The organism is Janthinobacterium sp. JC611, from assembly GCF_018682595.1.
Lineage (GTDB): Bacteria > Pseudomonadota > Gammaproteobacteria > Burkholderiales > Burkholderiaceae_D > Janthinobacterium.
This window is the reverse complement of record NZ_JAFLJN010000021.1, coordinates 518,367-530,724: the sequence shown is the minus strand read 5'-3', so window position 1 is coordinate 530,724 and position 12,358 is coordinate 518,367. Positions and strand designations below refer to the sequence as shown.

At 62.8% G+C, this 12,358-nt stretch carries 16 protein-coding genes; 6 read left to right on the top strand and 10 right to left on the bottom strand.

Going from position 1 to position 12,358, the window contains the following annotated elements:
* Positions 1 to 332 precede the first annotated feature (332 nt).
* Genes J0O65_RS16825 through J0O65_RS16815 form a run of 3 tightly spaced genes read right to left on the bottom strand, consistent with a single transcriptional unit; the run spans position 333 to position 1,677 of the window.
* Positions 333 to 707 (bottom strand): hypothetical protein, encoded by a 375-nt coding sequence (locus J0O65_RS16825; protein WP_215408413.1) that lies wholly within the window; start codon positions 705 to 707, stop codon positions 333 to 335.
* 1 nt (position 708) lies between these two features.
* Positions 709 to 1,173, bottom strand: a complete 465-nt coding sequence (locus J0O65_RS16820; RefSeq protein WP_152256363.1) for a penicillin-insensitive murein endopeptidase — start codon at positions 1,171 to 1,173, stop codon at positions 709 to 711.
* Between the two features lie 12 nt (positions 1,174 to 1,185).
* Positions 1,186 to 1,677, bottom strand: a complete 492-nt coding sequence (locus tag J0O65_RS16815; RefSeq protein ID WP_152256362.1) for an Hcp family type VI secretion system effector — start codon at positions 1,675 to 1,677, stop codon at positions 1,186 to 1,188.
* A gap of 582 nt (positions 1,678 to 2,259) precedes the next feature.
* Between J0O65_RS16815 and J0O65_RS16810 the strand changes: the two genes are divergently transcribed.
* From J0O65_RS16810 to J0O65_RS16790, 5 genes are all read left to right on the top strand, one after another.
* A complete protein-coding gene (locus tag J0O65_RS16810) occupies positions 2,260 to 2,721 on the top strand; it encodes a GNAT family N-acetyltransferase (protein ID WP_215408411.1) in 462 nt (153 codons plus the stop codon).
* A gap of 136 nt (positions 2,722 to 2,857) precedes the next feature.
* Positions 2,858 to 3,265 (top strand): GNAT family N-acetyltransferase, encoded by a 408-nt coding sequence (locus J0O65_RS16805; RefSeq protein ID WP_215408409.1) that lies wholly within the window; start codon positions 2,858 to 2,860, stop codon positions 3,263 to 3,265.
* 29 nt (positions 3,266 to 3,294) lie between these two features.
* Positions 3,295 to 3,753, top strand: a complete 459-nt coding sequence (locus tag J0O65_RS16800) for an immunity protein RhsI2 family protein (protein ID WP_215408407.1) — start codon at positions 3,295 to 3,297, stop codon at positions 3,751 to 3,753.
* 137 nt (positions 3,754 to 3,890) lie between these two features.
* Positions 3,891 to 4,082: a DUF3079 domain-containing protein gene (locus tag J0O65_RS16795; protein ID WP_215408405.1), complete on the top strand. Its 192-nt coding sequence runs from the start codon at positions 3,891 to 3,893 to the stop codon at positions 4,080 to 4,082.
* Between the two features lie 70 nt (positions 4,083 to 4,152).
* Positions 4,153 to 4,647: a prolyl-tRNA synthetase associated domain-containing protein gene (locus tag J0O65_RS16790; protein WP_215408404.1), complete on the top strand. Its 495-nt coding sequence runs from the start codon at positions 4,153 to 4,155 to the stop codon at positions 4,645 to 4,647.
* A gap of 3 nt (positions 4,648 to 4,650) precedes the next feature.
* Here J0O65_RS16790 and J0O65_RS16785 read toward each other — a convergent pair whose 3' ends face one another.
* Positions 4,651 to 5,796 carry an MFS transporter gene (locus tag J0O65_RS16785; RefSeq protein WP_215408570.1) on the bottom strand — a complete coding sequence of 382 codons (1,146 nt, stop codon included), beginning with the start codon at positions 5,794 to 5,796 and terminating at the stop codon, positions 4,651 to 4,653.
* A gap of 244 nt (positions 5,797 to 6,040) precedes the next feature.
* Between J0O65_RS16785 and J0O65_RS16780 the strand changes: the two genes are divergently transcribed.
* Positions 6,041 to 6,658, top strand: a complete 618-nt coding sequence (locus J0O65_RS16780; protein ID WP_215408402.1) for a TetR/AcrR family transcriptional regulator — start codon at positions 6,041 to 6,043, stop codon at positions 6,656 to 6,658.
* Here J0O65_RS16780 and J0O65_RS16775 read toward each other — a convergent pair.
* From J0O65_RS16775 to J0O65_RS16750, 6 genes are all read right to left on the bottom strand, one after another.
* The gene (locus J0O65_RS16775; RefSeq protein ID WP_215408400.1) at positions 6,655 to 7,125 is read right to left on the bottom strand and encodes a GNAT family N-acetyltransferase; all 471 of its coding nucleotides are present in this window, start codon (positions 7,123 to 7,125) and stop codon (positions 6,655 to 6,657) included. The two genes, J0O65_RS16780 and J0O65_RS16775, sit on opposite strands and share 4 nt — an antisense overlap.
* A gap of 33 nt (positions 7,126 to 7,158) precedes the next feature.
* The gene (locus J0O65_RS16770; RefSeq protein ID WP_215408398.1) at positions 7,159 to 7,818 is read right to left on the bottom strand and encodes an XAC2610-related protein; all 660 of its coding nucleotides are present in this window, start codon (positions 7,816 to 7,818) and stop codon (positions 7,159 to 7,161) included.
* Positions 7,819 to 7,882: 64 nt separating this feature from the next.
* Entirely contained in the window at positions 7,883 to 8,857 is a 975-nt protein-coding gene (locus tag J0O65_RS16765; protein ID WP_215408396.1) for a ribonuclease Z, read from the bottom strand.
* Between the two features lie 46 nt (positions 8,858 to 8,903).
* Complete coding sequence (locus tag J0O65_RS16760; RefSeq protein ID WP_251373786.1) at positions 8,904 to 10,409, bottom strand: metal-dependent hydrolase family protein; 1,506 nt, start codon at positions 10,407 to 10,409, stop codon at positions 8,904 to 8,906.
* 143 nt (positions 10,410 to 10,552) lie between these two features.
* Complete coding sequence (gene fdhD / locus J0O65_RS16755; RefSeq protein WP_502793569.1) at positions 10,553 to 11,404, bottom strand: formate dehydrogenase accessory sulfurtransferase FdhD; 852 nt, start codon at positions 11,402 to 11,404, stop codon at positions 10,553 to 10,555.
* Between the two features lie 15 nt (positions 11,405 to 11,419).
* Positions 11,420 to 12,340, bottom strand: a complete 921-nt coding sequence (locus J0O65_RS16750) for a bestrophin family protein (protein ID WP_215408392.1) — start codon at positions 12,338 to 12,340, stop codon at positions 11,420 to 11,422.
* Between the last annotated feature and the right edge of the window lie 18 nt (positions 12,341 to 12,358).

Below are 12,358 nucleotides of genomic sequence, written 5' to 3'. Positions count from 1 at the left end.
GGGGGCTTGAGCAGATTTGGGCTTGAAACCAGGGTAAATTTCACGACGCCCGTTCTATAAAAGCTGAGGCCGTGTCCAAATGTCAGATATGACCCCGGCACCCCTCCACACCTGCCCGCTATATAGGGGGCTTTTGACTCAAATTTGCACCATGGCCAAAGGCGCATGAGGACTGGCGCGGCGGGGCGAAGAGGGCGCGCGCGTTTTGACGCATTTTGACGCACTTTGAGCGGTTTTTTGTGCGGGTGGTGTGGACGAGCAGGGATGGGCTGAGTTTGCGCCCTGGTGGGGCTGTGTTGCCTCCCTGCGACCTTGCTGTCGTTACCCGAACGTCAGCATGACGCTGCCCCAATACTCTTGCCAGTCCGCAGATTCAGGCCGATAAAGCAGCGGTATTCTTCGCCAATATGATAGGTGCAATAAAGGTTGCCTTTGCGTCGATCGCGGTCGCCTTTTTCATTACTGCATGTCGGCTTGAAATCTGGAGACATCGAATCGAACATGTCGCGTGCCAGTTGTCCCGTAACTTCGATGGCGAGTTTACGATCCTTCTGGGTGGGCGCCTCTTGTTCCCCCAGTTCTCCGGAATAGATAAGGTATGCGCCTTTAAACGGCTTGTATTCCCATGTCCAACCGATGTTGTCATTTGCATAGGCCAAGGAGAGTAGTGCTGTGGCGCCAAGTAGCAATCCCAGGATTTTTTGCATGTCAGCCTCGCAGCTTCACGTGAAAATGATGATCGTGCTCTGCCAGATGAGTCACGAATGGAATATGACTATCGTTAAAGTAGATTAAGGCGACGGACGAGTAAAGGCGAAATAGCTCGATGAGCTTGGCCGTTGCGGCCTGGTCGTACTCTTCGTTGTACCAATGAACTGCGACCTGACGACCGTCTTTGCGCAGCGGACGCACGTCGACCTCAAGCCCGCTTCGATGCGTTGCATGCCCCTTGTACTTCACGCCTTCGGCCAAGCTGATGTTCCCCACACCGAATTTGCGCTTATCGATAGCTTGCCATTCCCGCTCTACTCGCAGGATCGCGGTCATCATCGTCGGGTGGGCATATTGGCCAGCACCGCCGCCCGGGGTGCCGTACACGTAATAACCGGCATCCTCCGGGGCTTGCGGAATGATGAAGTGACCACGTTTATCCTTGCGTTGGACTTCAAGCATGGTTCGCTCCTGCTAGGCCATGCGATTGGTCGATAGGTTCCAGCCGCCGGTCGTGTTGCCACTGGCGCCGCCGCCAATTTTTTGTTGGGTGTATTTCCAGACTACTTTTGAGAATTTCAATCCAATAGCGTCGTGCAAGACGCTGCCCTCATATACGATCTGCTCCATATTGCCTATCAAGACGTTTTCTAGCGCTACCTCGTAGTATTTGACAGGCCTGCCATCGCCATCGGCACGCATGAATTCAAGCCTGGCCTTGGGGATCGTCTTGCCGGAAGAACAGGTCTGCATCAGGAGGGGTGAGGAGAGGTCTGCCAGTTTGGTGATAGAAAGGCATCGATGCTCACACCGCTCGGCGGTATGGCCACCTGCAGTCGATGCGGTCGCACTTTTGGGTTGCGTGACACCCCACTGTGCCGAAGTGATTTCAATCCAGCCTGGATGCCCGGAGTCGGTCGATTCGCCCTTGATGCCATCGATTTGGAGGTATACGTCGAGTGCCATGATGTCTCCGAGATTTGAGTGGGGGGATGACAGGCATTGTTCCGCAGTCTTGGTAATATCTAATTGCGAAATCACAAAATATTGCTTAATAGGCAATTTATTTCAGGGGGAGGCGATGTATTGTTGGCCGACGGCGCTCGGTGCCTGGGATTTTGTGTGTGTAGGTAAATTAGTAGGTATGGTTGTTGCATGGTGCGTGAAAGCCGCATGAAGCCTAGTTGTTCGCATTACACCGTTGCCTCCAAGAAATAAAGAAACCGCCTTCAGGCGGTTTTTTATTGCCTGGCGGAAGCGAGCAGGGCGCCTTCGCGCCCTGCGTGTGAGATTCGAAGGGCCGGGCCTACCGGCCCGGCCCGCCCCGAATCCTCCACCTGCTGCCGCTGCGCGGCAGCCCCGTGCGCCGCAGGCGCGCGTTTGTGATTCCAATTAGCTTTTCGACTGAGCCAGTTGTCACAGCACCCTAAGCATCAGTCAGTGTCTGAAGGCGGACCTGACCCTAGCTGTTTTCTTCACTGGCGATTGCGTACTTTCCATGGCACGATGATGAGTTCATCGGGTTCTCATGCAATTGACTAAACGCACATGGCTTTCACTTTTCACCCGCTCTCCGATATTCCCAATGAAGAATGGTTCCATCTGTGGAACCACCCGGACGTCATCCGCCACATGCCGCTCGCCACAGAACGTTGGACCGACAGCGCTATTACGGAATGGGCGAAAGGCAAGGATGCGCAGTGGCAAGCGAATGGCTATGGACCTTGGGCTATCCGTATTGATGGCGCGTTTGCCGGCTGGGGCGGTTTTCAGAAGGAAGGGGGCGAAGCTGATCTCGCACTGGTGTTGCTCCCTGGGTTCTGGGGACATGGGCCTGCGCTGGTGGGCCATTTCATGCGCAGCCGGCTGGAACTGGGTATTGGCCCGGTAAGCATCCTGCTGCCGCCCAGCCGCACTCGTGTCAAGGGGCTGGCAAGAATCGGCTTCCTATTTGATTGCGAGGTGGAGTATGACGGCCAACGCTTTTTGAAATTCCGGGCGTTTAAATAAGCGTCAGGGGCTTGGTGGGGACGGAAACAGCCCTCAGTCATCGCCACTGGCATACTATTCAATGCATATGCCGACATGAGCAATGTTTGCAGAAACAAGCTGCGCCCATGTACGATCACTTTCCACTGTTGAACCCATGACAAACATCACCGTAGAATATCGTCACAATTTCCCCCTGGACCCCGTCGATGTCGTCCGTGTTTTTGATCAATCTGGAATCAAGCGCCCGACCGATAATCTGCCGAGAATCGCGCGCATGTTCGCCGCGCCTTGCCTGCTGCTGTCGGCATGGGTGGATGGCGAGCTTGTGGGGTTGGCCCGCTCGCTGACCGACCATGCATATTGCTGCTATCTGTCGGATCTGGCGGTCGACAAGCAGTACCAGGGCTTGGGCATCGGCAAGGAACTTGTCCAGCGTACCCAGGCCATCATCGGCGACGAAGTGTCCTTGATATTGCTTTCCGCCCCGGATGCCATGTCCTACTATCCGACGCTCGGTTTTGAACCTGCCGGCAATGCCTACATCATCCGGCGTAAATATTGAGCGACCGCTTGCAGGAATACCCGCGCCCTATGAAAACCGTCTACACCCTCGCCGAGTCTCTGGCCCAAGACCCCGGTCGGGTCGCCAAGACCCAATCCCTCACCCTCGACAGTTCCAGGCCTCACATGGGCTTGAAAGGCAGGCACGGCTTGTTCGCTTCTGCAGCGTGGTGGGAAAGCATCAATGCCGGCCGCATCCAGACGCAAACGGTGACGGGCAGCATCGAGCGCACGTATTTCGCGGGGCAGGACAGCCGCCGTGGCGATCAAGTCAACAGCTTCACCTTGCGCCTGGCCGATGGCTCGACAGTCGAGGAGAGCATCTACACGCACCGCAGGCAGGACATCGAGCTGTTCGTGGCCGGTGCCACGGTGACGATGGTGTATGCGCTGGACGAACTCAAGGCGCAACCTGCGGCGGACGGTGGTGTCAACTACGCGCGGAGCGTGCTGGAAGTCGCCGTATTCGTCCGGAAAGATCAAGAGTAGGGCATGGCGCCGTGCCGATGTTCTACTATCCGCACAACCTTGATCCCGGACAAATTCCCCACTGAAATTCGTTTGACCGCCATCCGCGCCAGGTCTAGAGTCGGCTAAGAACCCTCAACCGACCACGATCGCCTCCCATGGCCAAGCCCTTTCCCCTGAACCCCAAGAACCCCGAACGCATCTGCTGGGGCTGCGACAAGTATTGTCCGCCGGACGCCATGCGCTGCGGCAATGGTTCCGAGCGCACGCAGCATCCGATCGAGCTGTTCGGCGAAGGCTGGAATGACTGGGGGCTGGCGGCGGCCGACAAGGCCGACAAGCAGCCTTGACGGCAAGCGTTCCACGCGGCGCGCCGCTACAATCTCTTCATCGCGCATTCGTTCGCGCTGAGGAGTGACCATGCAAGAAACCCTGTCCCGCTGGCTGGCAAGCAGCGCCGGCGATGTCCAGTTCGTCGAGCACCCGGCCGTGCACACCATCGATGAAGCACTGGTTCACGTGCCGCCCATGCCGGGCCTGATGGTGAAAAACCTGTTCGTGCGCGACGAGAAGGGCCGGCGGCATTTTCTCGTCATCGTGCCTTTCGACAAGCGCATCGACCTGGCGGCGCTGGGGCGCTTGCTGCCAGTCAGCAAGCTGAGCATGGCATCGTCCGAGCGCCTGTTGCAGCACCTGGGCATCACGCCCGGGGCCGTCAGCCTGCTTGCGCTGATACACGACAGTGCGCAGGCGGTGGCACTGGTAATGGACCAGGCCGTATGGGAAGCTGCTTTTGTGCAAGCCCATCCGCTGCGCAACACGGCCACCGTGGCGCTGCCGCATGCCACCCTGGTCCGTTTCCTCGCGCATACGGGACACGTGCCCCGCGTCATGAGCGTCCCTGCGGCGCGCTGATGCTCAATGCCCGGCCACGGGCGCGCCGCCGCTGCGCCGTCCCGGCCGGAAACCGTGCGCGCGGGCCGACCAGGCGAGCACGAAAGCGAGCATGAGCAAGGCCAGCATCGCCCACGGGAAGGCGCCCGCGCCCCAGGTTTCCAGCAGGGCGCCACCCACCACGCCCGCGGCCGCGATGGCGCCGTTCCACGCCACCACATTCATCGACAGTGCCACGTCGGCGCCGCCGCCGGCCGTGTCGGCCAGCGCCGTCTGCAACAGCGTTGCCGCACCGCCAAAGGACAAGCCCCAGACGGCCATGCCCAGGTAGATGACGGCAGGCACGTGCGCTGCGAGGCCCAGCACGAGGGCCGTCGCGGCGAACACGGCCAGGCTGGCCAGCACGGTGGCGCGCAGGTGGCGCTCGACCAGCTTGCCCGTGATCCAGATGCCGGCCATGGCGGCGGCGCCGAAGACGAGCAGGACCAGGTCGACCCGCTCGGTCAATCCGGCCGGCGTCACGAACGGGGCGATGTAGGTGTAGAGAATGTTGTGCGCCAGCATCCAGGCGATGACGACGGCCAGCACCGGGCGCACGCCCGGCGTCGCAAAGACGCGGCGCAGGGGCAGGCGTTCATGGACGGACTGGCCCGGGTAGTCCGGCACCTTCGCCAGCACCCAGGCGATCAGGATCAATGCCAGTGCGGAAATGATCCAGAACGCGGCGCGCCAGCCGACCAGGGAGCCGAGCAAGGTGCCCAGCGGCACGCCCAGGGACAGGGCGACGGGCGCGCCCACCATGGCCAGCGCCAAGGCGCGGCCTTGCTGGTGCGGCGCCACCATGCGCCGCGCATAGCCTGCCAGCAAGCTCCACGCCAGCCCGGCCGCCATGCCGGCACAGAAGCGGGCCGCCAGGGTCAGCCAGTAGTGGGACGACAGGGCCGTGACGGTATTGAACAAGAGAAAACCGATGATGGTCAGCAGCAGCACATTGCGGCGGCGCCAGCCGCGCGTGGCGATGGTGAGCGGAATGGCCGCCAGCAGGGAGCCCAGCGCATAAGCCGTGACCATTTGCCCGGCCAGCGCGGCGCTGATGCCGAGTCCCGCGCTGATCTGTGGCAACAAGCCGGCAGGCAAGGTTTCCGTGACGATGCAGATAAAACCCGTCATGGCCAGGGCCAGCAGGCCGGCGACGGGGAGACGGTCGGCCAGCGCAGGGCTGGTTCCGGTGGTGAGCGTAGCGTGATTCAAAGAAAAATCCTTGGAAGGGTGACGAGTCGGCCGGGCGCAGGAGTGCCCCGGACCGTCGCGGCGGTACATATATATCGATCGGTATAAATATAGGCGATGGCGCGCCGCGTTGTCAACGACTTCTGTATCGAGTAGTATGTAAGTAGACGAAAAGGAGCGAGCAATGGCGCAAATGGGACGGCCGCGCACGTTCGACCGGCAGACAGCGGTCGAGCAGGCCATGTTTTTATTCTGGCAACAGGGATATGAATCGACGTCCTTGAGCCAGCTCAAGGCGAGCCTGGGCGGCGGCATTTCCGCGCCCAGCTTTTATGCGGCGTTCGGCTCCAAGGAAGCGCTGTTCCGCGAGGCGGCGCAATGCTATCTGGATACGTTCGCGCGCGTGACGGAGTGCCTGTGGGACGATGGCCTGGCGCCGCGCGCGGCCATCGAGCTGGCCTTGCGCCAGTCGGCGGCGATGCAGTCCGAGCCGGGGCATCCGCCCGGCTGCATGGTGGCGCTCGGTTGCATGAGCGCGCCGACGGCCGAACATGCGGCCGTGGCCGCGCCGCTCACCGCTTCGCGCACGCGCACGCGGGCCGGTTTCGCGCATTGCGTCGAGCGGGGCATGGCCAGCGGAGAGTTATCCGCGCAGACGGATGGGGTGGCGCTGGCGGCCGTGTTCGACGGTTTTTTGTCGGGAGTATCGATCCAGGCGCGCGATGGCGTGGGCTACGCCGTGTTTGACGCGGCCATCACGCACATCCTGCGCGTGTGGGATGCCAATCGCTTGACCGCCTAGGCCGTCAAGCGAAACTCCAGCACGTCGTCGCCGTACTTGTCCGTCTCGCCCGTCGCCGTCCAGCCCAGGTAGCGGTAAAAGCCGTAGGAGCGCGAGGCGGGGTCGCTGGAGCAGCCGAGGAACAGCCGTTGATGGCCGTGCGCGCGCAGTTCCGTCATCACCAATGCCAGCAAGGTCTTGCCGATCCCGAGGCCTTCGAATGCCGGCAGCAGGGCCAGGACGATGATTTCGCCTGTGTCGCGCTCGCCAAAGCAGTAGCCGACCAGCTGGCCATCGTGATGGCAGACCTGGCCAGGCAGGCTGCCCGAGCGCATCATTTCCGCCCAGGAGTCGGCCGTGATGCCTACGTCCGCCAGGCGCTCCCTGGGGATGGCGTTTTGCCGCGTCTTGCCGCGCAAGTCGATGAAGGCGGGGGTGTCTTCCGCCCTGGCGGCGTGGAAAGTAATCGATGCTGGATGTGTCGTCATGTCTGCGGTCATTGTTCGATGGTGGTGAAGGATTTACTCCCAGGCTTTGCGCATGGTTTGCGCGTGGCGCTGCCAGTCATGGGCGTTTGTATGCTCGATGGCTTGCTGGCCGGGGTTGCTGCTATCGATGATTTCATCCTTGACGATAATCAAATCGTTTTTGTCATTCAAGCGATATTCGCGATAGCGCTCGCAATCCTGTGCGCGCCGCGCAATGGCAATTAACTTGCCGGCCCGCCAGGCATAGCTGTCTTCATAAAAGCATTGCGCCGCGCAGCCGCAATTGGCGATGCCGCCTGCGATGCCCTGATCGGCGATGCTGATATCGAGATTCGGAATCGCCGAGAGTGGTTTGTTGAAGCGGTATTGTTTCGCCGACGCATCCCACAGCCAGACATCGGAACAGCGGATGCGCCCCTGGCTGTCCGTGTAGCCGGTGACCCACAGGTCGGCATGTCCGTCGAAGTTCATGTCCAGCAGCAGCGCGTGCAAATTGCCCGTGCCGCTGCTGCTGCAATGGCCAGCGCTCCATTGCTTGCCGATTTTCAGCCGGTACGTCTGTTTTTCATCGTGATTGACATAGCGGATATCGGCGGCTTGCCGCACTTTGCCCGTCGCGGCTTTGTCCAGGTGCAAGGTGCCGCCATTCGCCGAGGTGGCAATCAGCGATAAAAGCAGGGCAATCAGTTTCATGGCGTTATTCTTGCGCTAGCATCAGGCGGAGTATGATCATACTGCATGCATCCGTAGTACGGCATCAATCCCCACTGGATTTCGCCGGCAGTTTGCTCAGCACGCCAGCCGCATCGAGTTCATAGCTGTCGAAGTCGCGCGCCAGGAACAGTTCGCCCGGGTAATGCAGGCGCGCTTCCGCTTCCAGCTCGGCCATGCCTTCCGCATGGTGATAGCGGGCGCTGAAGTGGGTGAGGATCAGGTTCGGCAAGCGCGCCGCTGCGGCGAACTGCGCCACGCGCTGCACGGAACTGTGCGTGGGGCCGGGGCCGACCTTTTGCAGCATCGCTTCCGTGTAGGTGGCTTCATGCACGAGCAGTTGCGCACCGGCGCAGGCGTCCGCCAGCAAGGCTGGCGTGTCGTTGTCGCCGCCGATCACCACCGTGGCGCGCTGCGTTTCCGTTTGGCGGAAGGTGGCGGCGCGCAAGACCGTGCCATCGTCGAGGGTCGCATCCTGGCCCGCCTGCAAGAGTCCCCAGGCGGGGCCGGGCGGCGCGCCCGCCGCCTGCAGGGCCGCCTTGTCCAGCTTCCATCTGCTCGTTTCCAGCGCAAAACGATAAGCGACGCTCGGCGCGCGGTGCGACAGCGCGTGGCGCGAAACGGTCAAGCCCGCTTCCTCGTGCACGACTGGCGCGTTGTCGACGTCGATATGAATCAAGGGGTACGTGAGGAACAGTTCCGTGTGCAGCAGGGTGGCGTCGATCCAGGCCTTGATGGCGGCCGGGGCGATCAGCAGCAGGGGCTTCTTGCGCCCCGTCATGGAGGCGCTGGCCAGCAGGCCCGGCAACCCATAGCTGTGGTCGCCATGCACGTGGGTGATGCAGATGCCCACCAGGTCGTGCACGGACAGCGGCAGGCGCTGCAGCCGGTGCTGCGTCGCTTCGCCGCAATCGATCATCCACCAGTCGCGGTTGTGCGTCGTTTGCAGGGCCAGCGACGTGACGTTGCGGTGGCGCGTGGGCACGCCGGAAGACGTGCCGAGAAAAGTCAGTTTGAACATGGGCGCATTATGCGGCAAGCCGCCGCCGTTGCCAACGCGCCAGCCCTCAGCCCGCCAGCGGCGCGCCCAATGTGTCCTTGTAGATGCGCCCGTTCTTCATGATCAGCAGCAGGTTTTGTTCCGGCTGGGCGAGGAAATCGAGGTTCTTCGTCGGGTCGCCATCGGCCACCAGCAAGTCGGCCAGCGCGCCCGCGGCCAGGCGGCCCAGGGGGCCCGGGTAGGGCGCGCGCTGGCCGGACAGGGCCAGCAATTCGCCATTCTGTCCCGTCGCCTGCGCCAGCAAGGTCAGGGGATCGTAAAAGCGCGTGAGCTTGGCCAGCTGGCGGCCCTGCGTGGGCGTGTTTTTCGCGTTGAACAGGATGTCCGTGCCCCAGCCCGTGCGGATGCCGTACTTTTGCGCCAGCGCATACGCCTTCACCGTGCCTTCGGCAACGATCTTCTGGCTGGCCTGGCGCGCCGCATCGGGATACACATTGCTGTCTTCATCCTGCAGGAAAGGTTGCAGGCTCCACCACGTGCCCGCATCGCGCATCATGCGCACGGACTCGTCGTCGGCCAGCTGGCCATGCTCGATGCTGCGCACGCCCGCGCGGATGGCCCGCTGGATGCCTTTCGGCGTGTACACGTGCGCCATCACATAGGTGCCCCAGTCGGCGGCCGCGTCCACGCCCGCGCGCAGTTCGCGCTCCGAATACTGCGTGCTGTCGAGCGGGTCGTACGTCGATGCGACGCCGCCGCCGGCCATCATCTTGATTTGCGTCGCGCCCAGCATCAGCTGCTCGCGCACGCGGCGCAGCACTTCCGCTTCGCCATCGGCGATCATGGCCATGCCCGCCGTTTCGGCGATGCTCAGCGGCGCATTCGCCGCACGCGGGATGTCCGAGCGCAGGCGGAAGTCGCCATGGCCCGACGTTTGCGAAATCATGGCGCCCGACGGGAAGATGCGCGGGCCGTCGACGATGCCTTCATCGATGGCGCGTTGCAATGCAAAGGCGGGGCCGCCAGGATCGCGCACGGAGGTAAAGCCCCGCAGCAGGGTACGCCGGGCTTCCTGCGCCGCCACCAGGTACAGATAGCCGACGTCGGACGTCATGGCCGTCACCTGGTTGATGGCGGCCAGCATGGTATGCCAGTGGGCGTCGATCAGGCCCGGCATCACCAGCTTGCCCTGGCAATCGATCACGCGCGCGCCTTCCACCTTCTCGCCGGCCGGCAGCAGGGCGGTGATCGTCGGGCCCGTCACCAGCACGTGGAGGCCGGAGCGGGGCGCCTTGCCCGTGCCATCGAACAGGCGCAGATTGGTCAGCAGCAGCGGCCGCTCCTGCGTTTGCGGCTGCTGGGCGCTGGCGCTGCCGCTGGCGCTGCCGGTGGACAAGCCGATGAAGGGCGCCAGCATGGCGGCCGCGCCGCCGAGAAATTGCCGGCGCCGCATGTCCGCCATCACCCGCTGGTGCAGGATGGTGAAGACGGTGCCGCCGCAGTCGCAGGCGCGCGGCTTCAAGCCGCCCGTTTGCCAGGTGTCCGCCAGGTGCTGCTCTTGTGCCAGGGCCATCGCCGCCATCCTTTCATCGCTGCCGCGCCAGGAGTGTGGTGGCAGGCAAAGTTAATAATAGGAAACTATTACCATTGAAAGCCTGCCGTGTCGCCAAGTCAAGCGTGCACTTGCTTTACGGAAAAAAATGTAGCATTGGCAGCTCAAGTCGCATGCTGGCTGCTATTTTCCCCTTCGCCCGCCGTGTACTCGACAAAGCCGTCGCGGCGGCAAAAGCTGGCCAGCTGCATGCCGGCCTGGCGCGCGATGCGGATGGCCAGCGCGGTGGGCGCCGAGATGGTGGCGACGAGCCCGATATGCATGCGTGCCGACTTGCGCACCAGTTCATAGCTGGCGCGGCTCGACAGGAAAACGAAGCCGTCGTGCATGGCGATGCGGTGCAGCGCCAGGTAGCCGATCAGCTTGTCCAGGCCGTTATGCCGGCCCACGTCCTCGAACACTTTGACCACGGCGCCCTCTGCCGTGCACCAGGCGGCCGCATGCACGCCGCCCGTCTTGTGCATCAAATCCTGGTACGGCAGCAGTTCGCGCGCGGCGCGGCCGAGGATGGCGCTGCTGGCGACCAGCGGCGGCAGGGGACGCGTGATCTTTTCCGGCACCAGGTCCAGCAGGGCCAGGCTTTCGATGCCGCACACGCCGCAACCGGTGCGCCCGGTCAGCGCGCGGCGGCGGGCCTTGAGCTTGATCAAATCCGGCTGCGCGATGGTCAGCCGCACTTCCGCACTGTCTTCGCCGCAGCATACGTCGAGGTCATAGATGTCGCGCACGCTGCCGACGATGCCTTCGGTCAAGGTAAAGCCGACGGCGAATTCCTCCAGGTCGCGCGGCGTGGCCATCATCACGGCGTGGGCGATGCCGTTGTAGACGAGGGCCACGGGATACTCCTCGGCCACCATGTCGCGGCCCGCCGTGGCCACGCCAGCCTGGTGGCGCACCATGGGGACGTCCAGGTAACCGTCGCGTTCGATGGTGGTGATATCGATATCGCATTCCATGCTCTTCTCCTTCGGTTAATCGATCTGATAGCGCGGGCAGGGCCGTATCGACGGCGGCAGCGGGTCGCCATGCAATTCCAGCAGCGAGCGTTCCGTTTCCCGCGTCATGGCGTTCAGGGCCAGGCAGTTGGGCGCCAGGCCGAACGGTTCGGCGATCTGTTGCGCGATGGCTTCCAGCGCGAACAGGGTGTAGGCGACGAAGACGGAAATGAGGGGCGTGGCCACGCCGATGGCGTCCACCAGGCCCAGCGGCAACAGGAAGCAGTACATATAGACGGTGCGGTGCACCAGCACGCCATACGGATACGGTATCGGCGTGTTCTTGATGCGCTCGCAGCCGGCCACGGTGGCGGCCAGGTCGTTGAGCTGGGTGTCGAGCATCCACAGCAGCTGCGTCTGGCCCGGCTGGCGCTGCACGGCGTCGTGCAGCATGGCGCGCACCGTGTGCAGCACGGCGACGGGCTTGAAGTTGACTCCCTGCAAGCGCTGCACTTCCTCGGCCGGCAGGTAGCGCGCCAGGTCTTCCCGCGGGTCCGTCTGGCGCAGCTGGTGCTTGAGCGCGTAGACGAAGGCGACCAGGCGGCGCAGCAGCAATTCATGCTCCAGGCCGCTCGTTGCCTGCGGCAGGTAAGTGAGCGCCTGCGAGGCCAGGGCGCGCGCGGCGATCAGCAATTGCCCCCAGATATGCCGCGCCTCGACGAAGCGCGCATAGCTGGCGTTGTTGCGAAAGCCGAGGAAGATCGCCAGGCTGATGCCGACCATGGGAAACGGCGCCGTATCGAGCGGAATCTTGACGCCGAAGATGCGGCCATCCGTCAGCAGGGCCAGCGAGCTGACGACCAGCATCAGCAGCAATTGCGGGATGATGGCTTGCAGCACCGAGCCATCCCAGACGAACAGCATGCGGAACCAGTTGGTGGTGGGACGGATAATCATGATGGGATACGCATGCCG

Coding starts and splice junctions, on each gene's coding strand:
- J0O65_RS16825 (WP_215408413.1), bottom strand. CDS start 707: ATGCAAAAAATCCTGGGATTGCTACTTGGCGCCACAGCACTACTCTCC.
- J0O65_RS16820 (WP_152256363.1), bottom strand. CDS start 1,173: ATGCTTGAAGTCCAACGCAAGGATAAACGTGGTCACTTCATCATTCCG.
- J0O65_RS16815 (WP_152256362.1), bottom strand. CDS start 1,677: ATGGCACTCGACGTATACCTCCAAATCGATGGCATCAAGGGCGAATCG.
- J0O65_RS16810 (WP_215408411.1), top strand. CDS start 2,260: ATGGCTTTCACTTTTCACCCGCTCTCCGATATTCCCAATGAAGAATGG.
- J0O65_RS16805 (WP_215408409.1), top strand. CDS start 2,858: ATGACAAACATCACCGTAGAATATCGTCACAATTTCCCCCTGGACCCC.
- J0O65_RS16800 (WP_215408407.1), top strand. CDS start 3,295: ATGAAAACCGTCTACACCCTCGCCGAGTCTCTGGCCCAAGACCCCGGT.
- J0O65_RS16795 (WP_215408405.1), top strand. CDS start 3,891: ATGGCCAAGCCCTTTCCCCTGAACCCCAAGAACCCCGAACGCATCTGC.
- J0O65_RS16790 (WP_215408404.1), top strand. CDS start 4,153: ATGCAAGAAACCCTGTCCCGCTGGCTGGCAAGCAGCGCCGGCGATGTC.
- J0O65_RS16785 (WP_215408570.1), bottom strand. CDS start 5,796: ATGACGGGTTTTATCTGCATCGTCACGGAAACCTTGCCTGCCGGCTTG.
- J0O65_RS16780 (WP_215408402.1), top strand. CDS start 6,041: ATGGCGCAAATGGGACGGCCGCGCACGTTCGACCGGCAGACAGCGGTC.
- J0O65_RS16775 (WP_215408400.1), bottom strand. CDS start 7,125: ATGACGACACATCCAGCATCGATTACTTTCCACGCCGCCAGGGCGGAA.
- J0O65_RS16770 (WP_215408398.1), bottom strand. CDS start 7,818: ATGAAACTGATTGCCCTGCTTTTATCGCTGATTGCCACCTCGGCGAAT.
- J0O65_RS16765 (WP_215408396.1), bottom strand. CDS start 8,857: ATGTTCAAACTGACTTTTCTCGGCACGTCTTCCGGCGTGCCCACGCGC.
- J0O65_RS16760 (WP_251373786.1), bottom strand. CDS start 10,409: ATGGCCCTGGCACAAGAGCAGCACCTGGCGGACACCTGGCAAACGGGC.
- fdhD (WP_502793569.1), bottom strand. CDS start 11,404: ATGGAATGCGATATCGATATCACCACCATCGAACGCGACGGTTACCTG.
- J0O65_RS16750 (WP_215408392.1), bottom strand. CDS start 12,340: ATGATTATCCGTCCCACCACCAACTGGTTCCGCATGCTGTTCGTCTGG.